This window comes from Ruegeria sp. AB8, from assembly GCF_056542605.1.
In genome coordinates this window covers 174529-194507 of record NZ_JBQGAB010000001.1, presented here as the reverse complement: position 1 = coordinate 194507, position 19979 = coordinate 174529, and the positions used below count along the sequence as shown (strand labels likewise).

Genomic DNA, 19979 nt, shown 5'->3' with positions numbered 1-19979 from the left:
ATTGCAGAAAGGAGCTCACGATGTCTGTATCAAAATTCCTTCTGATGGTTTCGGCCCTGTCCGTATCCTTCCTTGCGGCCTGCGCAGGACCCGATACCTACCCGATCACAGGGATGCAGGTGTCTCAGGATGACCCGGTTCAGGAAATGTATAACCCCGATGTGATCTTCCGCGGGGAAAGCCGCTAGAGCGTTCTGCTCATCAGCATATAGCGGTCGCGGGCCTTGAAGCCGCTGCGCAGGTAGAGTTTTTGCGCAGCGTCATTGGTGCGATCGACTTCCAGATGCAGGGCCGTCACTCCGGCCTCGGCAAGGGCTTTGGGCAGATCGTGCAGCACTTCGGAAGCGATACCGCGTCCACGCACGGCCGGGCGGATGTAGATTTCATCGACAAAGCCGTCCATGCCGCCGAACTCGACCGACCACCCGAAAGTCAGGATGATATAGCCCAGCGGAGCCCGGCCGGGGCCAATCAGGTATATGCACCCATGCGGGATTCCTTCCAGAAGGGGACGCAGAGCTTCGCGCCGCTGGTCGGCATCCTGTTCAATTCCGGTCTCGGCATGGAATGCGGAAACCAGCGTCATCAGGCGGTCCAGGTCGTCCGGTCGGGCGAGGCGGAGTGCTGCGGTCATAGCCGGGCCAGCCTTTCTGTAAGTAGTGCAAAGAAACCATCAGCGTCCACATCGCCCATGAATGTGGCGTTTGGTGCGCGGTCGGTGACGCCCCACCAATCTGCGACGGTCATGCCCATGGTCAGTTCTGAATGGGTTTCAATCTCGACATTGACGTGACGCCCGCTGAACAGGTCGGAACGGATCAGATAGGCGGTGACGCAGGGATCGTGCAGCGGAGCGCCTTCGCTGCCATATTTGTTCATGTCGAACCGCTCGAAGAAATCTGTCATTTCGGCCACGGCGATGCCGACCTTGTTGCCGAGCGCGCGGAAGGCGTCATTTCGGGGTCTGGTGACAAGTGCCTTGTGAGTGACATCCAGCGGCATGACGACGATAGGCCTTCCGGATTTGAACACGATATCAGCAGCTTCCGGATCGACGTGAATGTTGAATTCCGCTGTTGGGGTGATGTTTCCGACCTCAAAATAAGCCCCGCCCATCAGGACAATTTCCTGAACGCGGTCGACAATGTCGGGGGCCTTCTGAAACGCCGTTGCGATATTGGTCAGCGGACCCAGCGGGCAAAGCGTCACGGTCCCCGGTGCCTGTGTACGCAGGGTGTCGATGATAAAATCGACCGCGTGGCCTTGCGCCAGCGGCATCTGCGGGTCGGGCAGAACAGGGCCGTCCAGGCCGGTTTTACCGTGCACATGTTCCGCAGTGATCAGAGGGCGGTTCAGCGGGCGGTCGCATCCGGCATAAACGGGCACTTCGGTGTGACCGGCCAGTTCGCAGACGATACGCGCATTCTTGGCCGTCAGTTCCAGCGGCACGTTTCCGGCGACGGCGGTGATGCCCAGAACCTCGACCTCTTCGGGGCTGGCCAGCGCCAGCAGGATGGCGACGGCATCGTCCTGTCCGGGATCGGTGTCGATTATGATCTTGCGGGCGGTCATGCTCTGCCTCCGGGGGTGGTGAAGGTCGGACACTGACAAGCTGAGCGTGTCTTGTCCAGTTGTTTCAGGCCCCGGTTGTTGCGCTTACCGGCGGGAGTTTGCCATTGGCGCGGTGTTCCTCGATTTTCACCTCGTCCCACAGCGCATCCATCTCGGCCAGATCACTTTGGGTGGGCGTCTTACCGCGTTCGGCCAGCCGGGCTTCGACCTTCTCGAAGCGGCGGGTGAACTTGGCGTTTGTGCGGCGCAGGGCGGCCTCGGGTTCGATGCCTAAGTGGCGGCCAAGGTTGACGATCACGAACAGCAGATCACCGAATTCGTCCTCGAGCGCGTCGGCATCCATGCTGTCGCGCGCCTCTTCCAGTTCAGCGGCCTCTTCCGTGATCTTGGCCAACACGTGGCTGGCATCGGGCCAATCAAATCCGACCCGGGCGGCGCGTTTTTGCAGTTTATGGGCACGCAGCAGGGCAGGCAGGTTGGCCGCAACCCCGTCCAACGCTCCTTTCTGTTTCTTGCCTGCACGCTCTGCCGCCTTGATGGTTTCCCAGTCCGCTGTCTGTTGTTCGGCGGACTTGTCGCGGGACTCGTCGCCGAACACATGCGGGTGGCGGTCGACCATCTTGTCCGACATGGTGCGAACCACGTCCTGAAAGGTGAAATGCCCAGCCTCTTCAGCCATTTGCGCGTGAAAGACGGATTGAAACAGCAGGTCTCCCAACTCGCCCTTCAGCTCGTCATACGCCTCACGTTCGATGGCGTCAGCGACCTCGTAGGCTTCTTCGATCGTGTAGGGGGCGATGGTCGCGAAATCTTGTTCGATATCCCACGGACAGCCCGATTCGGGGTCGCGCAGGCGGCGCATGATTTCCAGCAAGCGCTCGATCCCAGCGTCAGGGTCGGTGATCAGCGGATTTTCAGCCATTGCGAAGCCCCTTGTTCCGGTGTCAGATGCATCCATCCCGCAGCTTGGATCAGGAGTCCACCCCCGATGCCCGTCGTCAACCGAATTGCCGATTTCTCTGCCGATATGGCCGCATGGCGCCAGCACCTGCATAAAATCCCGGAACTGGAGTTCGAATGCCATGAAACGGCGGCTTTTGTCGCGGACCGTCTGCGCGAGTTCGGCGTGGATGAACTGCACGAAGGCATCGCCAAAACCGGCATGGTCGCCATCATCAACGGGCAGGGTGAAGGGCCGACCATTGGCCTGCGTGCGGATATGGATGCGCTGCCGATCACGGAGGAGACTGGTGTCGCCTATGCCTCGACGAATCCGGGCAAGATGCATGCCTGCGGCCATGATGGGCACACGACCATGTTGCTGGGGGCCGCGCGGTATCTGGCCGAGACACGAAATTTCCGGGGGCGGGTTGCACTTATCTTTCAGCCCGCCGAGGAAGAAGGCGGCGGGGCCGGCGTGATGGTGGAAGAAGGCATCATGGACCGGTTTGACATCTCGCAGGTCTATGCGCTGCACAACGCGCCGGGCATTGCCGAAGGGGCGTTCCACACAACGCCCGGCCCGATCATGGCGGCGGTCGACACGTTCGAGGTGCATATAAAGGGCAGGGGCGGCCATGGCGCGATGCCGCATGAAACCCGCGATCCGGTGATGGCGGCCTGCGGTATCGCGCAGGCGATCCAGACCATCGTCAGCCGCAATAACTACGCGTTGGATGATCTGGTGGTTTCGGTCACGCAGATTCATACCGGAACCGTGAACAACGTGATTCCCGACACGGCCTATATAAACGGCACCGTGCGCACCTTTGATCCCAATGTGCAGAAGATGGTGATGGAGCGGATGGAGCAGATCGTGCAGGGGCAGGCGGTATCCTACGGTGTCGAAGCGCGGCTGGACTATGACGTCAGTTACCCAGCCACGGTTAACGATGACGCCAAGGCGGTATTTGCGGCTGAAGTCGCCCGCGAGGTTTCCGGCGATGACCGGGTCACGGCCAATAGCGGGCGCGAGATGGGGGCCGAGGATTTTTCCTATATGCTGCAGGCACGTCCCGGCGCATATCTGTTTCTGGGACAGGGTGAAGGTGCAGGACTGCATCACCCGAAGTACAACTTCAACGACGACATCGCACCGATCGGGGCCTCATTCTTTGCCCGGATCGTGGAAAAGGCGCAGCCGCTGGGCTGACAGGGAGAAGACATGGCACTGGAAGACGCAAAAAACCAAGTGGATGAGGCGTTCACCAATCCCGACCTCAAGGGGTTGTCCTACGAGAACACGTTCGGGGGCGCGACCTCGTTCCTGCGGCGGCTGTATACCAAGGATCTGAACGGAGTTGACATCGCCGTGACAGGCGTACCTTTTGATCAGGCCGTCACCAACCGCCCCGGCACCCGTCTGGGCCCCCGCGCGATCCGCGAGGCCAGCGCCCTGCAATCGCCCGATGCGCCTTATGGCTGGCCCTTTGATGCGCTCAGCGAACTGGCCATCGTCGACTATGGCGACATGGCCTACGACTATGCCAACATCCCGGCCTTTCCCGACACGCTGACCGATCACATCCGCACCATTCTGGAGGCGAATGTCGCCTCGGTCACGCTGGGCGGGGACCACTACATCAGTTTTCCAATCCTGAAGGCCTATGCCGAGAAATACGGGCCGATATCGCTGCTGCAATTCGATGCGCACACGGACACCTGGGCCGATGACGACATGTCCCGCGTGGACCACGGCACGATGTTCTACAAGGCGGTGAAATCCGGGATCGTGGACCCGAAGCGCTCGGTTCAGGTGGGGATTCGCACACACAACGAGGATACGCTGGGCGTCAACATCATCGACGCGCGCGAAGTGTATGAGTCCGGCCCTGCCGCCGTGGCGCAGAAGATCAAGGGTATTCTGGGCGACAGTCCCGTTTACCTGAGCTTTGACATTGATGGGCTGGACCCTGCCTTTGCACCCGGTACCGGGACGCCTGTCTGGGGCGGGCTGACCTCGATCCAGACGCAGATCATTCTGCGCGACATCGCCGGGATCAACATCAAGGGCGGCGATGTGGTCGAGGTTTCGCCTCCGTTCGACACCTCCGGCGCCACCGCGATTGCCGGGGCGCATGTGGCGACGCAGATCATTTGCCTGCTGGGCTGGAACAAGCTGGCTCCGGTTTAACATTTGGTTAGTCATACTTCCGGTATTTGCTTGATTGTGTGACCGGGCAGAAGGGAAAACAGGCATGGCAGATTTCAACCAACCGATCAGCGGCAATGATCTGGCCCGGTTTTCGGGACCGAACACCTTCATGCGCCTTCCGCAGGCGGCCTCGCTTGAGGGGCTGGATGTGGCGGTTTTGGGTATTCCAATGGATATCGGCACCTCGTGGCGGTCGGGCACGCGGTTCGGGCCGAAACAGATCCGAAGTGAAAGCGCGATGATCCGGCCCTATAACATGGCGACATTCGCCGCGCCGTTTGACAGTTTGCAGATTGCCGATATCGGCGATCTGGCGATCAATACGTTTTCGCTGGCTGACAGTCTGACGATCATAAAGGACAGCTATGACGGCATTCTGGCGCAGAACGTGACCCCGGTGGCGATGGGGGGCGATCATTCGATCACCCTGCCGATCCTGCGCGCGATTGCGGCAAAGCACGGTTCGGTCGCCCTGGTGCATGTGGATGCCCATGCGGACGTGAATGACGAGATGTTTGGCGAGCGTGAGACCCATGGCACCGTCTTCCGCCGCGCCTACGAAGAGGGGCTGATCATTCCCGACAAGACCTTTCAGATCGGAATTCGCGGGTCCGGTTACGCCGCCAGCGATTTCACTGAAGCGAAGGGATGGGGTTTCCGCCAATATCCGGCCTGGGAACTGTGGCAGCAGAACCTGACCGAGATCGGCTCGCTTATCCGCAAGTCTGTAGGGGATCATCCGGTTTACATCACCTACGACATTGACAGTCTGGACCCGGCCTATGCGCCCGGCACCGGGACACCCGAGATTGCGGGGCTGACCACACCGCAGGCGCTTCAACTGATCCATGCGCTTGGGGGCATGAATGTCGTGGGCTGTGATCTGGTCGAGGTTTCGCCGCCCTACGATCCGTCCGGCAACACGGCGCTGACAGCGGCGAACCTGTTGTTTGAATTGATCTGCATCCTGCCCGGAGTGACGTCACGATAACCGGGGTCGCATATTGCCCCGCATCCCGATCCGGCTAGGGTTTGTCAAAGGGTTGGGATCGGGATGACAAAGATGGTGCTGTGGCTTTGTGTTGCGCTGGTGGTTGGACTGGCGGCTTTCATACGGCTGGCTCCGTCCGATCCCGTGACATGGCACGTCGCGCCGGTTGGTAACTCGGACCGGGACATGAAAGGCGGCGTGGTGCGCGTGGTTGAAACCGGTCCGGACGGGTTGGCGCGTTTCGATACAATTGCAAGGGCCGCTCCACGGACAACGGTTTTGGCCGGGTCGGTTGGTGATGGAATGGTGACATATGTCACCCGAACACCGACATTAGGGTTTCCCGATTACACAACGGCACAGCAAGACGGGGACATCCTGCGCATTCACGGCAGATTGCGGTTCGGGCGTTCAGATTTTGGGGTAAACCGGGTTCGTGTCGACCGGTGGTTGGCTTTGTTGCAGCCCTGAGGACAGGCACCCCTCCTGCACCTCGCGCCACATGGGGACGTTCAGTGACATCTGGCATTGGGCCATGAACATGCGGCCATCGACCTGCAGGCAGATCATCTCTCCCAGTTCGACGCGGGTGCCGGATTTATCGGTGCAATAACAATCCTGAACCTTGCCGCCGGGGCCGACCACATCGGCCATGGCAGGTGCCGCGCAGAGGGCAAGAACAAGCACGATCCGTTTCATGAATAACAGCTTAGCACAAGGCTTGCCCTTGACCAAAGCCCCCGGATGATAGACACCCCGCGCATGATCCCCGAAGAACGCCTTGAACAGATAACTCAGCGATTCCAGTACCTCGAAGCGGCCATGGCAGATGGCGCGTCGGGCGGTGATATTGCGGCATTGGCCAAGGAATATTCTGACCTCAAGCCGGTGGTTGATCAGATCATGGCCTGGAGACAGCTCGTGGCCGATCTGGCCGAGGCAAAGGTGATGCTGGCCGACCCCGACATGAAGGAACTGGCCGAGGAGGAAATCCCGGCGTTGCAGGCACGTATTCCCGACGCAGAGCACGCGTTACAACTGGCGTTGTTGCCGCGGGACGCAGCGGATGCGCGCCCGGCGATGTTGGAAATCCGTCCCGGCACCGGCGGGGATGAGGCCGCATTGTTCGCCGGAGACCTTTTGCGCATGTATCAGCGCTATGCCGAAGCGCGGGGATGGCAGTTCGAAATCATCGAGGAGCAAGCCTCCGATCTGGGCGGGATCAAGGAAGTGGTGGCCCATATCAAGGGTGACAACGTCTTTGCGCGCATGAAATACGAATCCGGCGTGCATCGGGTGCAGCGGGTGCCAGAAACCGAAAGTGGCGGACGAATTCACACCTCGGCGGCTACGGTGGCAGTTTTGCCCGAGGCTGAGGACGTGGATATCCAGATTGACGCGGGTGACATCCGCATCGACACGATGCGGTCTTCCGGTGCTGGTGGTCAGCACGTGAACACCACCGACTCGGCCGTACGGATCACCCACCTGCCCAGCGGCATCGTGGTAACCAGTTCCGAGAAATCCCAGCACCGCAACCGCGAGATTGCGATGCAGGTGCTGAAAACGCGGCTTTACGATCTGGAGCGGCAGCGAATCGACAGCGAGCGTTCGGCGGATCGGGCCAGTCAGGTCGGCTCGGGCGACCGGTCCGAGCGGATCAGGACCTATAATTTCCCCCAAGGTCGCATGACGGATCACCGTATCAATCTGACTCTGTACAAGCTGGATCAGGTGATGCAGGGCGATCTGGAAGAGGTGATCGATGCGCTGACCGCAGATGATCAGGCGCGGCTTCTGGCCGAGATGGCGCAATGACCGGGGCGCAGACTGCGGCGCAGGCGATGGTGGCGGCAACTGCCCGGCTGCGCGCGGCAGGCGTTGAAGATCCGGCGCGGGACGCGCGGCTGTTGCTTGCTCATGCGGCCCGGATCGAAGCCAGCCGGGTCACTCTGATCGCGCCCGAGGAGCTGTCGCCGGATATCGCCGAGCGCTACGACCAGCTGATCTCGCTTCGGGCCATACGCGTTCCGGTCTCGCACCTGTTGGGAGAGCGCGAGTTTTACGGCCGCCGGTTTCGCGTCAGCCGTGATGTTCTGGACCCGCGCCCCGAAACGGAAGTATTGATTGAAGCGGCCCTGAGCGAACCTTTTGACCGGGTGTTGGATCTGGGGGTCGGGTCCGGTTGTATTCTGATTACGCTGCTGGCCGAGCGGCGCAGCGCAACCGGGGTTGGTGTCGACCTCAGCGAAGCCGCCTGTTTGCAGGCCAGCGCCAATGCGGTGCAGCATCAGGTGCAGGCCCGCATCGATGTCTGGCATTCCGACTGGTTTGGGGCGGTTGATGGCATGTTTGACCTGATCGTTTCGAACCCGCCTTATATCTCGCTTTCCGAAATGGAGGAGCTTTCCCCCGAAGTACGCGAACATGAACCGCGACTAGCGTTGACAGATGAGGGCGACGGGCTAGATGCGTATCGTCGGATCGCGTCATCGGCCCCGGATTTTCTGTCGCGGGGCGGGCGTCTTCTGGTCGAAATCGGACCGACGCAGGCCAACTATGTGTCCGCGTTGTTTGATGCCGCCGGACTGGCGGAAATTCGTGTCATTTCCGATCTGGACGGGCGGGATCGGGTAATTGTCGCAAGAATGCCCGGTTAGGCCCGAAAACTGAGGCTGAAATGCGCCTGCGAAAGTAAAAAAGCTGCGAAATATCCGATAAACCCCTTGTCTGCGCGGGCAGGACATGCTTACTCAGAGTAGTCAGCGAGGCTGGCGCTTTTGCAGCGCACCCCTGACGCCAAGCCCAAAAAAGTCGATGACGCGGTACGGGACAAGCCTCTGAGCAGCGTAAGGTACGGGTTGATCGACAGCGAATGACAAGGCTGACGTAAAGTAAGATGAGATCTTCAAAATCCCGCTCGCGGGCCAAGAATAACCGCAATCGCCCTTCTGGTGGTAACGTCGTAAACCGGGTTTTCGACAGTTCAGGCCCCGAGGGCAAGGTGCGTGGCACGCCGCAACAAATCATTGATAAGTACAATCAGCTGGCGCGTGACGCGCAGTTGTCCAACGACCGCGTGGCGGCCGAAAATTTCCAGCAGCACGCCGAGCATTATCTGCGCATGCTGAGCGAAGCGCAGCGCGAGATTGATGCGCGCCGCGAAGAGCAGGAGCGCCAGAATCGCGAGCGCCAGGCCGAACGCGATCGCGAACGCGCCGAACGTCAGGAACGTGAAGCTGCCCGCCAGGCAGACCCGGCCGAGGCACCGCAGCCCGACGTGATGGATTTCGGTTCTGAGGAGGCAACGCCGGAATCGGGTCTGGTCGAGACGCCGGAAAGCAAAGAGGATGCGCCGGTCGCCGAAACGCCCGAGAAAAAGGAAAAACCCGCGCGCAAGCCCCGGGGCCGTAAGCCCAAGGCCGCGCCTGCACCTGCTGAAGAAGCGCCTTCAAGTGAAGGCGACGCGCCGGAAGCGGCTGAGTAAGCGCTCGTATCGGTTGAGAAGAAGCCCCGGGTTACGCCCGGGGTTTTTTGTTTCAGCCTTTGGAAACTTCACGCGCCAGCGCGCAGAAGGCTTCCAGAGGGACCTGTTCGGCCCGTTCCGTGGGCTGGATACCGGCAGCCAGCAGACGATCCTCGATATCCGGGGCCACGCCTTTCAGCGAGGCGCGCAGCATCTTGCGGCGCTGGTTGAATGCGGCGGCGACCACGCGGGACAGTGTTGCAGCATTTGCCGGGAAACGCGGCTCGGGCAGGGCGGTCAGGTGGACCACTGCGCTTGAAACCTTGGGCGGCGGAGTAAACGCGCCGGGCGGCAGGGACATGGCAATACGCGCCTCGGCTCGCCACTGGGCCAGGATAGCGAGGCGGCCATAGGCCTTGCTTCCGGGTTGGGCGACGATACGCTCGGCCACTTCGCGCTGGAACATCAGAGTCAGGCTTTGCCAGAACGGCGGCCATTTGGGCGGTGTGAGCCACCGCACCAGCAGTTCGGTGCCGACATTGTACGGCAGGTTGGCTGCGATGCGAATCGGCGGGGTCAGATGGGCCAGAGGGTCGATTTCCAGAGCGTCGCCGTTGATTACTTCGAGCCGGCCTGGATAGGCGGCGGCGATGTCGTTCAGGGCGGCGATGCAGCGCGTATCTTTTTCGACCGCGACGACCTTGCGCGCGCCTTCGGACAGCAGGCCACGGGTCAGTCCGCCGGGGCCCGGCCCGATTTCCAGCACATCGCATTGGGTCAGATCCCCGGCCTGACGGGCGATCTTCGCGGTCAGGTTCAGGTCGAGCAGAAAGTTCTGACCCAGCGACTTGCGGGCCGAGAGCTGATGTGACGCGATGACTTCGCGCAGAGGGGGGAGGGTGTCGATTGCGCTCATGATCCGATTACCGTGGCGCGGGTTGGTGGGTAAGCGCCAGAGGTTTTTTGCCTCCGGCGGGGATATTTTCGGCCAGGTGAAGGATCAAGGGGTTTGTGCCATCTGTTGGGCAAGTTTCAGGGCCTCGATCAGGCTTGTGGGATTGGCGATTCCTTTTCCGGCGATGTCCAGTGCGGTGCCGTGGTCAGGCGACGTGCGTATGAAGGGCAGGCCCAGCGTTACGTTTACGCCCTTGTCAAAATCCAGTGTCTTGATCGGGATCAGGGCCTGATCGTGATACATGGCGATTGCGGCATCGTATCGGGCGCGGGCGGCGGCGTGGAACATCGTGTCGGCCGGATGGGGGCCGGTGACGGTGTAGCCGTTGGTTGGCAGGCCTTTCAGAAGCGGCGCGATCCAGTCCAGTTCTTCCATTCCCATTTTGCCGCCTTCGCCAGCATGTGGATTGAGGCCCGCCACCGCGATACGGGGGTGTGCGATGCCGAATTGACGGCGCAGACCGTCAGCCGTGATTGCAATGGTGTCGCGCAGCAGATCTGGTGTCAGTTCGGACGGCACGCGGGACAGCGGGATGTGGATCGTGGCGGGCACGACGCGCAGATTGGAACTGGCCAGCATCATCACCGCGCGCTCCTGACCGGCGAGGGCTGCCAGAAACTCGGTATGTCCGGGGAAGGAAAACCCGGCCCCGTCGATCAGGGCCTTCTTGTGAATGGGCGCGGTGCATAGCGCCGAGGCCTCGCCCGAGCGCACGAGGTTGACGCCCAGTTCAATGGTATCGATGACCGACGGCGCATTGTCCGGATCGGGATGGCCCGGTCGGTTGGGCGCGGGAAATTCCATGTGCAGCACAGGCAGGGCCTCGGCACTGACGGCTTGCGCCTGCGATGGTGCGCTTATTTTGCGGATCGGGGTGCCTTTGGGCAGGTGTGCAGCGTCGCCGATATAGAAAAACGGGCAGGCGCCGTGCAATTGGGACCATGCGCCAGCGGCGATTTCAGGGCTGATCCCGGCCGGTTCCCCGCAACTGAGCGCAATGGGGGCGGTCATTGCGAGATGATGGTCGCATCGGCCTTCATCTGTTCCAGAAGACTGTCGGCAAAGGCTTGCAGGCGCTGCTGGGTCAAGGCATTCGCAATGTCCTGGCGCGTCGTGTCCTCTCCCCTGTCCAGAGTGCGGGTGCACAGCATCAGGAACATCAGAGTCTGCCCGTTGTTGCGGGTGAGCGTTGTCGACACCTCGTTGTTGTCCAGCTTGGCCAGTTCCAGCGCAACATCGCGCGGGATTTCCGACGGGGCCGCGGACACACGATCCAATGCTGCAGCCGGCTGATCCTTCGCGATGCCATAAAGGTCGTCGCAGGTGTCGATCTCTTCCTTCAGCCTGTTGGCCCGGGTCAGGGTTTCCGCGCTGCGCCCGCCGGGCAGGTAATACGCGGCATAGTCGATCTCGGAATACCGGGGCGCGGCGGTCGAAACCTCGCGAACGCCGCGCATCTGGAACAGGGCGACAGCGTTGGGCAGCGACAGCGGCGCGGTGATTTCGCCGTTCTTGAGGCCCAGAAGCACCGGTTGCAGGGCCGGGGGCAGGTCGGTCAGGCCCAGCCATTCCAGCCTGCCGCCATTATCACGGGTAGCGGCGGCTGAGTACTGTGTGGCAGCGGCAGAGAAGGCGTCATAGCCTTCGAGTTTCGAGATTTCGTCTGCCAGGACCTGGGCCTGAGGCAGAGTTTGCGGGGTCACCGGGATGATGATTTCAGACAGCAGAACCTGCAGGCCGCCATTGCCGCCTTGTCCCAGTGCGCGGTTGATCTCGTCTTCCGAAGGGCGGGACTGGGAAAGAAAGCGTGTGCTGATGAACTCGCGCCAAGCCAGTTGGTTGGCGACCAGATCCCGCACGGTTTCGCGATCGACCCCTTCATTTTTAAGGGCATTGAGGAATTCGTCGGACGACAGCTGACCGCGGGATGCGAATTCGTCGATACCGACCTCAATGTCTTCGGGTGTTGCCGTGATGCCGGCATCGCGCAGGGCCTGATTGCGCAGGCTGTCTTCAATCAAAGCTTCGCGCACCTCTTGGTCTGAACTGCCGGGAACGCCCAGAACGGTCAGCAATTGCTGGCGTTGCTGCAACTCGTACCAGGTGATGATGTCCTGATTGACGCGGATCGCCGGCGAGAACAGGCTTTGGGCCGAGATCTGCCCGGCTGCGAGCGTGATGACTGCGGCAGCAAGTGCCGGAATGGCCCGCCTGATCCAGCCGGAACGAATAAACCTTGAGAAACCTGATTTCAGCTGCATGATCTTTTGTACTTCTTACCGCCGCCGTCGATGGCGTAACCTGTCAGGGCAACGGTAAACCCGAATTCCGTCGAAGGCTCAATACTTGATGTTGATGTGAAGCGTCGGCTGACGCTCATGTTAACCTGAACACATTCGTTCTGATAGGTCAGTCCAAACCCGTACCGGATCGGTTCGTCTTCGCTGAGGTCATAGCGCGCCTCGGCGCGAGTCAGCCAGTTCTCGTCTATTCTGTAGCGCCCGTTCACCCAGAATTCTGAGATTTCGTCATCCACGTTCTCGTCCGGGTCAGGCTCCTGCCAGACATAGCTGCCGACGATTGCATCGTCACCGCGCGCCCATTGACCACGCAGTTCGGCTTTTGCAAAGCTGAAATCGCCGTTGACCAGGCCGCGCCCGCCAATGGACCAGCCCTTGACCGTGTCTACCTGCCCGGCAATCAGCAAATCGGAAGACGTGCCTTGAAGGCCGGATGTCAGGTTGAAGGCCGGGTCGGCATCGGCGCGGAAAACCTGACCTATCGTTGCCAATGCACGTGAGCCATTGATGCCGTACCGCGCCCAGTTGACGCCCACAACGCCGGTCGGCCCGTCTTCACGGCGGTCAACTGCGGGAAAGCGGGACAGGGAAAGCAGATCACCCTGATCGAATTCCTGAAATGTGCTTTCGTCAATCGGCACGTCATTGGTCGACACATGGGTCCACCCGACCTGAGCGATAGGTTCCAGCACCTGCGAGGCACCGGATGCTTCGCGGCGCTGCATCGGATAGCGCAGGGTCATTGCCGCACGAGGCGTGAGCCGGTTGACGTTATCCGCGAAATTGCTGTCGTGCCGGATGTTGAACCTGTCCACCGACGCACCGAACTGAGCGTCAGCCCGTAATCCGGTGGCGAATATCCAACTGCGCAGCCACTCGGCGTCAACGGTGGCGCGCGCCACATCGCGCCCAGTGACGTCCGTATCGCTGGTACGCTCGTAGGCATGGCTGAGAAATGACAGGCGGACTTCGCCTCCAACCCCTTGGGGGAAGTAACGTTTCTGGTAGTTCAGGTCGAAAATTCGCGACGGAATTTCATCCTGATCTTCGCTGTCACGCAGCGTTTTGTAGTGGATCAGGTTGGTCCTGAAGGCCGTATCCCGTTTGATCCGCTCAAGCGCGACCTCGCTACGCAGGCGGTCGTAATTGGGCAGGCCATAATCCGCCAGATAACCGTCGTCAGACGTGGTGTTGATGCTGAACAGCAACCGGAAGTCGTTCTTCAAGAGAAAAAAGCCACTTGCGAACAGATAGCCGCGATCCTGGTTCGGCTGGATGTCGTCACGTGTGTAGGCCCCTTCGATGTTTATGCGGCCTGTTTTGAACGCTTGCCGGTACCGGTAGCCCAGCGTTCGTGTGCCCGAAGACAGGTACGGGGTCAGGGTCAGGTCCTTGTGGTCACCGAGCTTGAAGAAGTACGGCACCTGAACGCCGGTCCCAAGCTGCGAGGTGGTTCGAATGGACGGTACAAGAAACCCTGTCGCGCGTTCCAGTGTCGGATCCGGCAGGCGCAAATACGGAAAATAGAAGACAGGGAAATCCAGCACACGGAACTGCGCGCCTTCGAAATACAACTGCCGCTCCAACTGGTCGTGCGTGACCTTGCGGGCGCGAATCTGCCACAGTGGCGCACGACCGTCGGCACAAACATGGCAGGACGTGGCCGAGACCTTGCTGAGCTGCGTGTAACGACCGGCGGCGCGGCGCGCCTCGACCGAGGCGATCTGGGTCTGCTGGTCGAACACCATGCGCGCACCGATCAAAAGGCCGTTCTGGATACCGTTGTCCAGTTCCGCCGAATCGGCCAGAATCGTGGTGCGGCCTTCCTGATCGATCCGGATCGGTCCCTGCAGTTCGAGCGAACCGGTTTCACGATCATAGATGATGCTGCTGGCCGTCAGTTTGGCGTCGCCCTGAAACGCCTCGACATTGCCTTCGGCGATCAGCTTGCGATCCGGAGTGATAAAGATCTTGTCTGCGACCAGAAGGGCCGGAAGGTCCTGCGGTTCAGCCGCTTGCCCGGCATTTGGTGCAGGCGCGGACTGCGCTGTAGCGATAACTGGCGCGCTGTGGATCAGCGCACCGGACAGCAACAAGGGTAGCAAGTGCCGCATCAGCCGTCCTCCGCGTGCAGCAACAGGCCCAGCGACAGAAGCAGCGCGGCAAAGGGTGGAGCCCAGGCCGAGACGTAGACCGGCAATTGTCCGTTTTCCCCCAGGATTTGCGCAAAATTGCGGATAAAATACATGGCAAAGCCCAGTAGAACGGCGGTCAGCACAGCGATGCCTGTGCCGCCGAAACGCACGTGGCGCATGGTAAAGGCAGCACCGATCAGGACCATCGAGACCAGAAAGAAGGGCCGCGCGAGTTCGGATTGCAGCCAGACCTCGTATTGCTTGGTCGAGAACCCGGCCTGTCCCAGATCGTTGATCAGTTGCGGCAGATCATAGACCGAGACAGAGTCCTGCTGGCCCAGTGAATCCAGGATGCGCTGACGGGTCAGGGACGTGGGCAGGTCCAGCCGGTCATGCGTCACCGCATTCAATTCGGGGTTTTCGTCATCCTTCAGGGACCAGATCTTGGCGTCCTGCAGGACCCATCTGCCATCTTCCAGCCGTGCTTCGTCAGCGACGATCTGCTGGGTCGGCTTGCCGTTTTGGCCAAAGGTGATGATCGTGACACCGGTCAGATGCAGGATGTCGTCATTCTCGGTGCCCTGCGCGTGAATGACCGATTGCCCGTCCTGCGCCCCTTGTCGCAGCCACAGGCCATCGCGACTGATGGACAGGGTCGAACGGCCGTCGTTGCGGTAGCTGTCCGCCAGACGCCGGTATTCTTCGGACGTTGCCGCAGCGATCGGGTTCAGCAGGGCCACGGCCAGCGCACCGATGATCAGCGCCAGTACAACCGGCGCAGCCAGAGCGCGGATGCCGGACCGCCCGGTTGCGCGGGTCACAACCAGTTCGGAACTGCGGGCCAGGCCGATGAACAGGGCAATGGTCGACAGAATGATCAGCAGAGGCAACATCTCGCTGATGGCAGCGGGTGTGTTCAGCAAAGTCAGCTGTAGCAGGCGCCCAAAAGACAGGTTGGAATCGTCAAAACGACGGATCTGTTCGATCAGATCGATCAGAATCATCAGTGTCAGAAAGATGCTGCCAATGACCAGAAAACTTTGCAGGAATCTGCGGGCGAAATAGCGGTCGAGGATCACGACAGCGCCCTCATCAGCCCGAAAAAGCAAGGGGCCGGGCCAAATTTGCCGGAAGGTGATTTTCTGCGCGACGGCTTGTGCCTGCCGTTTGGTGCCAAGTCTTGTCCCCCGATGCCTGTCGGTTCTTTTTGCGGGACTTTAATGCAAATGACGGCTGGGGAAAACTGCTATCTGGTCAAGCCGCGCGGTGCGGGCTAGGTCTTGGGGAACAGATTTTGAGGAGTTTGCAATGAGCAGTCTGGTTCCAGTCCGTTTTCAGGCCTTCGATGTGGATGCAATGGCGCAGGCTGAGGGGCGCGTGGCGATCATCATTACGTCAGAGGGAAAAATGGGTCCAGCCGCCCGTCGCGCCAATCGCCTGACACGTGGTGCGGTTGCGCGACTGGTTGAAAGTGAGAAGTTCGGCAAGGCCAAGACCGGGGAAGTCATCTCGCTGGGCTGGCCGGGTGGGATGGCTGCGGAAGCGCTGGATGTTCTGGTGCTGCCGCGCCGGCCTGAGCGGGCAGAGGCGCGCAAGGCGGGTGCGGCACTGGCCAAGCTGGCAGCGGGCACGGATCTGCTGGTGATGGCGGCCAATCAGCTGCGGTGCGAAGATCTGGCCATGGGTATCGCGATGCGCAGTTACGATTTCGATGCGCACAAGACCAAGGACGCGGAGGAACCTGGCACCGTCACCATCAGCCACGGCAAGCATGACGAGGTCGAGGCCGCCTTTGCGCCGCTTTATGCCGTGGCCGACGGCGTGCGGATGACCCGTGACCTGACCAACGAACCTGCCAACGTACTGACCACAACCGAGTTCGCCGATCGTCTGAAAGAGATGGAGGCGCTGGGGCTTGAGGTCGAGGTTCTGGAAGAGGACAAGCTGGCCGAGTTGGGAATGCGCACATTGCTGAGCGTCGGACAGGGGTCCGACAGCCCCTCGAAAGTGGTGGTGATGCAGTGGAACGGGGGCGACAAGGACGATGCGCCGCTGGCGCTGGTCGGCAAGGGCGTCGTGTTCGACACCGGCGGCATTTCGTTGAAGCCCGCCGGTGGCATGGAAGACATGACGATGGACATGGGCGGCGCGGGCGTTGTGGCGGGCACCATGCGGGCGCTGGCAAAACGCAATGCAAAGGCCAATGTCGTCGGGCTGGTGGGGCTGGTCGAAAACATGCCCTCGGGCAATGCCACGCGGCCCGGTGACGTGATCACCTCGATGAAGGGCGATACGGTCGAGATCATCAACACCGACGCCGAGGGGCGGTTGGTTTTGTGTGATGTCATGTGGTATGCGCAGGAACGGTTCCGGCCCGTTGGCATGGTCGATCTGGCCACGTTGACAGGTGCGATCATCATCGGTCTTGGACATGAAAATGCCGGTGTATTCTCGAACAACGACACGTTCTGCGATGCGTTCCTGAAATCTGCCGGGGCCGAAGATGAGGGCGCGTGGCGGCTGCCGCTGGGCGAGGCCTATGACAAACAGTTGAAATCACGCATTGCGGATATGAAAAACGTGGGCGGACGGCCTGCGGGTTCAATCACTGCGGCGCAGTTCCTGCAACGGTTTGTCAAGGAAGAGACGCCGTGGATTCATCTGGACATTGCCGGTGTTGCCTCGGTTTCAACCGAGACGTCTTACGCTCCCAAGGGGGCCACGGGCTGGGGCGTGCGCGCACTGAGCCGGTTCGTGCAGGACAATTTCGAGTAATCGGATGGGGGCCGTCTATTTCTATCACCTGACCCGGCAGCCTTTGGAGCAGACCCTGTCGGAGCTGCTTGACAAGGCGCGGCAGGCCGGGTGGCGGATTGCCGTGCGGGGGACCGATCCCGCGCGGATGGACTGGCTGGATGAAAAACTGTGGCTGGGTCCCGAGGAGGGGTTCCTGCCGCATGGTCGGGAAGGCGGGCCGCATGATGTGGCACAGCCCATCCTGCTGACCACCACGGCGGATGCCGCAAATGACCCATCCTGTGTGATGGCGGTGGATGGCGCGCCGGTCGAGGCCGACGAGGTTGCCGCGTTGGAACGGGTGTGCATCCTGTTCGATGGCAACGACGAACAGGCCGTTCAGCACGCACGGGGGCAGTGGAAGGCGCTGACCGCCGCGGGATGCTCGGCGCAATACTGGTCCGAGGCGTCGGGGCGGTGGGAAAAGAAGGCCGAGGCCTGATTTTCGAAAACAAGTCAGGAGAGTGACGGATGAAAACCAAGCCTCTGGGCCGTACGGGCATCATGGTGTCGGACCTGTGTCTGGGCACGATGACGTTTGGCACGCAAACTTCAGAACCCGAGGCGCATGCGCAGATCGACCTGGCGTTGGATGCCGGGGTCAACTTTGTGGATGCGGCCGAGATGTATCCGGTGAACCCGGTCTCGAAAGAGACGGTCGGGCGGACCGAGGAAATTCTGGGCAACTGGAATGCCGCAAACCGGTCACGACAGGGCGACTATGTGTTGGCCACCAAGCATTCCGGCGCGGGGTTTGCCCACGCCCGCGACGGCGCGCCAATCACCGGGCAGACCATCCCCGAGGCCATCGAAGGCTCGCTGCGGCGGTTGCAAACGGATTGCATTGATCTCTACCAATTTCACTGGCCCAATCGCGGCAGCTACATGTTTCGGCAAAATTGGGATTATGCGCCATCGGGGAAGAATACCGGAGAAGTTCTGGAGAACATGCAGGAGTGCCTTTTGGCGCTGCAGGCGCAGGTGGACAAGGGCAATATCCGCGCATTCGGCCTGTCGAACGAAAGCGCCTGGGGCACGGCACAGTGGCTGCGGCTGGCCGAACAGACAGGCGCGCCACGGGTCGCGTCTGTACAGAACGAGTATTCGCTGCTCTGCCGCCACTTCGACACCGACCTGGGTGAGTTGAGCGTACACGAGGATGTGGGCCTGATGGCCTTTTCCCCTTTGGCCGCAGGGTTCCTGACTGGCAAATACCAGAACGGGGCAGTGCCGGCCGGATCGCGCATGTCGCTGGTGCCCGCAATGGGGGGACGCAAGTCCGCGCGTGTCTTTGACGCAGTGGCGGCCTACCTCGAGATCGCGGATCGCCACGGGTTGGACCCGGTTCACATGGCGCTGGCCTGGTGCCGGACCCGACCTTTCATGATGTCAGCCATCTTCGGGGCCACGAGCGTCGTGCAGTTGGAGCATATACTGCGCGGTGCCGATCTTGAATTGTCGACGGACGTTTTGACCGAGATAAATCAAGCGCACCGGGCCCATCCGATGCCGTTCTAGGGGCGCAGCCCCCGTCGCCAGCGGTGTCTTCCTCGAGGTCTTTCTGAACAATTGAGCGGTTTGGTCAGTGATGCGTGGGCTGGGTCCGGTCTTGCCTCAGGTCACGGGCCGAGAGGCCGTGGGCCGTACGGAAGGCGCGGGCAAAGCTGGATTGTGAGGCGAATCCGGTGGCCAGGGCCACATCCATCAGTGGCATGTCCGTGTCGGTGACAAGGCGGCGCGCCTCGGCCAGGCGCAATTGCAGGTAGTGGTCCTGCGGCGTGGTGTTCAGGCGCAGACGGAATTGTTGTTGCAGGGTACGGGGACTGGTGCCCAGACGGTCGGCGATATAGGCCAGCGGCAGTGGTTCGTCGAGCGAGGATTCCATCAGCGAATTGGCGCGGGCGGTCAGGGCAGAATGGCGATGCGGTGCGCCGGTGCGGCTTTGGGGTTTCGAAGGTTGCGGCGCGCCTTCGTAGAGGAACAGGCCCGAAACCCGCGCGGCGAAGCCGGCGCCATGGCGGGCGGCTATGATGTGAAGCATCATCTCGACTGCGGGAATCGCACCACCCGAAGTCAGGCGGCCTTCTGACACGGTGAAACGGTCCGGGCGGACGTCGACTTCGGGGAACCGCGCGGCGAAGCTGCTGAGGTCTTCCCAATGCGTTGTGGCAGGGTGGCCGTTGAGTAGGCCGGCTTCGGCCAGCAGCCACGGTCCGCCATCGATACCGGCCATGGTGGCGCCGGTGCCGGCAATGCGGCGCAGGCCAGCCAGCAGACTGGGCGTGGCATGGCGGGCGAGCTGGAACCCGGCGACGACAATCATCAACTCGCAGCTTTGCAGCCGGGCCAGGGGGATCCCGGGCACCTGCAGGGCGCTGGTCAGCATTGCAGGTTCAGCCGTTGCGGTGACGTAATCCCAGTCAAAGGCCGGGCGGTCTGCCAGACGGTTGGCCGCGCGCATTGGATCAACGGCCGAAGCGAAGCTGAGCGTGTTGCATTCGTCCAGCACCAGTACCGCCGTTTTCAGGGCGCGATGTTCGGGCTGAAGTATGTTTTTTGCGGATTTCATCAAGTTCGATTCGCATTCTGGCAAGTGTTTTCCCAAGGCTG

Annotated in this window: 21 protein-coding genes; 11 read left to right on the top strand and 10 right to left on the bottom strand. The window is 61.2% G+C overall.

Annotated elements, in window-relative coordinates:
- Nucleotides 1-20 precede the first annotated feature (20 nt).
- On the top strand, nt 21-188 hold the full coding sequence (locus ACR0CG_RS00940; protein WP_170610563.1) for a hypothetical protein: 168 nt from the start codon (nt 21-23) through the stop codon (nt 186-188).
- On the opposite strand, the gene ACR0CG_RS00935 is transcribed toward ACR0CG_RS00940, so the two are convergent.
- From ACR0CG_RS00935 to mazG, 3 genes are all read right to left on the bottom strand, one after another.
- Complete coding sequence (locus tag ACR0CG_RS00935) at nt 185-634, bottom strand: GNAT family N-acetyltransferase (protein WP_170610566.1); 450 nt, start codon at nt 632-634, stop codon at nt 185-187. The two genes, ACR0CG_RS00940 and ACR0CG_RS00935, sit on opposite strands and share 4 nt — an antisense overlap.
- Entirely contained in the window at nt 631-1572 is a 942-nt protein-coding gene (locus ACR0CG_RS00930) for a nucleoside hydrolase (protein WP_480522436.1), read from the bottom strand. Before ACR0CG_RS00930 ends, ACR0CG_RS00935 begins: the two co-directional genes overlap by 4 nt.
- Nucleotides 1573-1636: 64 nt before the next feature.
- Complete coding sequence (mazG, locus tag ACR0CG_RS00925) at nt 1637-2494, bottom strand: nucleoside triphosphate pyrophosphohydrolase (RefSeq protein ID WP_480522435.1); 858 nt, start codon at nt 2492-2494, stop codon at nt 1637-1639.
- Nucleotides 2495-2560: 66 nt separating this feature from the next.
- Between mazG and ACR0CG_RS00920 the strand changes: the two genes are divergently transcribed.
- The 4 genes from ACR0CG_RS00920 (at nt 2561) to ACR0CG_RS00905 (ending at nt 6188) form a co-directional block, all read left to right on the top strand.
- On the top strand, nt 2561-3724 hold the full coding sequence (locus tag ACR0CG_RS00920) for a M20 aminoacylase family protein (RefSeq protein WP_480522434.1): 1164 nt from the start codon (nt 2561-2563) through the stop codon (nt 3722-3724).
- Between the two features lie 12 nt (nt 3725-3736).
- Entirely contained in the window at nt 3737-4705 is a 969-nt protein-coding gene (speB, locus tag ACR0CG_RS00915) for an agmatinase (RefSeq protein WP_480522433.1), read from the top strand.
- A 64-nt stretch (nt 4706-4769) separates the two neighbouring features.
- The gene (speB, locus tag ACR0CG_RS00910; protein WP_480522432.1) at nt 4770-5717 is read left to right on the top strand and encodes an agmatinase; all 948 of its coding nucleotides are present in this window, start codon (nt 4770-4772) and stop codon (nt 5715-5717) included.
- 63 nt (nt 5718-5780) lie between these two features.
- Entirely contained in the window at nt 5781-6188 is a 408-nt protein-coding gene (locus ACR0CG_RS00905; protein ID WP_480522431.1) for a DUF1499 domain-containing protein, read from the top strand.
- On the opposite strand, the gene ACR0CG_RS00900 is transcribed toward ACR0CG_RS00905, so the two are convergent.
- Entirely contained in the window at nt 6129-6416 is a 288-nt protein-coding gene (locus tag ACR0CG_RS00900) for a hypothetical protein (RefSeq protein WP_321252546.1), read from the bottom strand. The two genes, ACR0CG_RS00905 and ACR0CG_RS00900, sit on opposite strands and share 60 nt — an antisense overlap.
- Nucleotides 6417-6479: 63 nt before the next feature.
- Between ACR0CG_RS00900 and prfA the strand changes: the two genes are divergently transcribed.
- From prfA to ACR0CG_RS00885, 3 genes are all read left to right on the top strand, one after another.
- Nucleotides 6480-7535: a peptide chain release factor 1 gene (prfA, locus tag ACR0CG_RS00895; RefSeq protein WP_480522631.1), complete on the top strand. Its 1056-nt coding sequence runs from the start codon at nt 6480-6482 to the stop codon at nt 7533-7535.
- Nucleotides 7532-8377 carry a peptide chain release factor N(5)-glutamine methyltransferase gene (gene prmC, locus ACR0CG_RS00890; RefSeq protein ID WP_321252548.1) on the top strand — a complete coding sequence of 282 codons (846 nt, stop codon included), beginning with the start codon at nt 7532-7534 and terminating at the stop codon, nt 8375-8377. Before prfA ends, prmC begins: the two co-directional genes overlap by 4 nt.
- Nucleotides 8378-8616: 239 nt before the next feature.
- The gene (locus ACR0CG_RS00885) at nt 8617-9204 is read left to right on the top strand and encodes a DUF4167 domain-containing protein (RefSeq protein ID WP_170610596.1); all 588 of its coding nucleotides are present in this window, start codon (nt 8617-8619) and stop codon (nt 9202-9204) included.
- Nucleotides 9205-9256: 52 nt separating this feature from the next.
- Here the strand turns inward: ACR0CG_RS00885 and rsmA are convergent, their stop codons facing one another.
- From rsmA to lptG, 5 genes are all read right to left on the bottom strand, one after another.
- Nucleotides 9257-10099: a 16S rRNA (adenine(1518)-N(6)/adenine(1519)-N(6))-dimethyltransferase RsmA gene (gene rsmA / locus ACR0CG_RS00880; RefSeq protein WP_480522430.1), complete on the bottom strand. Its 843-nt coding sequence runs from the start codon at nt 10097-10099 to the stop codon at nt 9257-9259.
- 84 nt (nt 10100-10183) lie between these two features.
- Nucleotides 10184-11149: a 4-hydroxythreonine-4-phosphate dehydrogenase PdxA gene (pdxA, locus tag ACR0CG_RS00875; RefSeq protein ID WP_480522429.1), complete on the bottom strand. Its 966-nt coding sequence runs from the start codon at nt 11147-11149 to the stop codon at nt 10184-10186.
- Nucleotides 11146-12399 (bottom strand): peptidylprolyl isomerase, encoded by a 1254-nt coding sequence (locus tag ACR0CG_RS00870; RefSeq protein ID WP_480522428.1) that lies wholly within the window; start codon nt 12397-12399, stop codon nt 11146-11148. Before ACR0CG_RS00870 ends, pdxA begins: the two co-directional genes overlap by 4 nt.
- Nucleotides 12390-14552 carry an LPS-assembly protein LptD gene (locus ACR0CG_RS00865; protein WP_480522427.1) on the bottom strand — a complete coding sequence of 721 codons (2163 nt, stop codon included), beginning with the start codon at nt 14550-14552 and terminating at the stop codon, nt 12390-12392. The genes ACR0CG_RS00870 and ACR0CG_RS00865 overlap by 10 nt, the downstream gene beginning before the upstream one ends.
- A complete protein-coding gene (gene lptG / locus ACR0CG_RS00860; protein ID WP_480522426.1) occupies nt 14552-15652 on the bottom strand; it encodes an LPS export ABC transporter permease LptG in 1101 nt (366 codons plus the stop codon). The genes ACR0CG_RS00865 and lptG overlap by 1 nt, the downstream gene beginning before the upstream one ends.
- A gap of 229 nt (nt 15653-15881) precedes the next feature.
- Here lptG and ACR0CG_RS00855 point away from each other — a divergent pair, with 229 nt between their 5' ends.
- Genes ACR0CG_RS00855 through ACR0CG_RS00845 form a run of 3 tightly spaced genes read left to right on the top strand, consistent with a single transcriptional unit; the run spans nt 15882 to nt 18887 of the window.
- Nucleotides 15882-17348 carry a leucyl aminopeptidase gene (locus ACR0CG_RS00855; RefSeq protein WP_480522425.1) on the top strand — a complete coding sequence of 489 codons (1467 nt, stop codon included), beginning with the start codon at nt 15882-15884 and terminating at the stop codon, nt 17346-17348.
- 4 nt (nt 17349-17352) lie between these two features.
- On the top strand, nt 17353-17811 hold the full coding sequence (locus tag ACR0CG_RS00850; protein ID WP_480522424.1) for a DNA polymerase III subunit chi: 459 nt from the start codon (nt 17353-17355) through the stop codon (nt 17809-17811).
- Between the two features lie 29 nt (nt 17812-17840).
- Nucleotides 17841-18887, top strand: coding sequence for an aldo/keto reductase (locus ACR0CG_RS00845; protein ID WP_480522423.1), 1047 nt, complete (start codon nt 17841-17843; stop codon nt 18885-18887).
- 64 nt (nt 18888-18951) lie between these two features.
- Here the strand turns inward: ACR0CG_RS00845 and ACR0CG_RS00840 are convergent, their stop codons facing one another.
- The gene (locus ACR0CG_RS00840; protein ID WP_170677424.1) at nt 18952-19938 is read right to left on the bottom strand and encodes a GlxA family transcriptional regulator; all 987 of its coding nucleotides are present in this window, start codon (nt 19936-19938) and stop codon (nt 18952-18954) included.
- Between the last annotated feature and the right edge of the window lie 41 nt (nt 19939-19979).

Coding starts and splice junctions, on each gene's coding strand:
- ACR0CG_RS00940 (WP_170610563.1), top strand. CDS start 21: ATGTCTGTATCAAAATTCCTTCTGATGGTTTCGGCCCTGTCCGTATCC.
- ACR0CG_RS00935 (WP_170610566.1), bottom strand. CDS start 634: ATGACCGCAGCACTCCGCCTCGCCCGACCGGACGACCTGGACCGCCTG.
- ACR0CG_RS00930 (WP_480522436.1), bottom strand. CDS start 1,572: ATGACCGCCCGCAAGATCATAATCGACACCGATCCCGGACAGGACGAT.
- mazG (WP_480522435.1), bottom strand. CDS start 2,494: ATGGCTGAAAATCCGCTGATCACCGACCCTGACGCTGGGATCGAGCGC.
- ACR0CG_RS00920 (WP_480522434.1), top strand. CDS start 2,561: ATGCCCGTCGTCAACCGAATTGCCGATTTCTCTGCCGATATGGCCGCA.
- speB (WP_480522433.1), top strand. CDS start 3,737: ATGGCACTGGAAGACGCAAAAAACCAAGTGGATGAGGCGTTCACCAAT.
- speB (WP_480522432.1), top strand. CDS start 4,770: ATGGCAGATTTCAACCAACCGATCAGCGGCAATGATCTGGCCCGGTTT.
- ACR0CG_RS00905 (WP_480522431.1), top strand. CDS start 5,781: ATGACAAAGATGGTGCTGTGGCTTTGTGTTGCGCTGGTGGTTGGACTG.
- ACR0CG_RS00900 (WP_321252546.1), bottom strand. CDS start 6,416: ATGAAACGGATCGTGCTTGTTCTTGCCCTCTGCGCGGCACCTGCCATG.
- prfA (WP_480522631.1), top strand. CDS start 6,480: ATGATCCCCGAAGAACGCCTTGAACAGATAACTCAGCGATTCCAGTAC.
- prmC (WP_321252548.1), top strand. CDS start 7,532: ATGACCGGGGCGCAGACTGCGGCGCAGGCGATGGTGGCGGCAACTGCC.
- ACR0CG_RS00885 (WP_170610596.1), top strand. CDS start 8,617: ATGAGATCTTCAAAATCCCGCTCGCGGGCCAAGAATAACCGCAATCGC.
- rsmA (WP_480522430.1), bottom strand. CDS start 10,099: ATGAGCGCAATCGACACCCTCCCCCCTCTGCGCGAAGTCATCGCGTCA.
- pdxA (WP_480522429.1), bottom strand. CDS start 11,149: ATGACCGCCCCCATTGCGCTCAGTTGCGGGGAACCGGCCGGGATCAGC.
- ACR0CG_RS00870 (WP_480522428.1), bottom strand. CDS start 12,399: ATGCAGCTGAAATCAGGTTTCTCAAGGTTTATTCGTTCCGGCTGGATC.
- ACR0CG_RS00865 (WP_480522427.1), bottom strand. CDS start 14,552: ATGCGGCACTTGCTACCCTTGTTGCTGTCCGGTGCGCTGATCCACAGC.
- ACR0CG_RS00855 (WP_480522425.1), top strand. CDS start 15,882: ATGAGCAGTCTGGTTCCAGTCCGTTTTCAGGCCTTCGATGTGGATGCA.
- ACR0CG_RS00850 (WP_480522424.1), top strand. CDS start 17,353: ATGGGGGCCGTCTATTTCTATCACCTGACCCGGCAGCCTTTGGAGCAG.
- ACR0CG_RS00845 (WP_480522423.1), top strand. CDS start 17,841: ATGAAAACCAAGCCTCTGGGCCGTACGGGCATCATGGTGTCGGACCTG.
- ACR0CG_RS00840 (WP_170677424.1), bottom strand. CDS start 19,938: ATGAAATCCGCAAAAAACATACTTCAGCCCGAACATCGCGCCCTGAAA.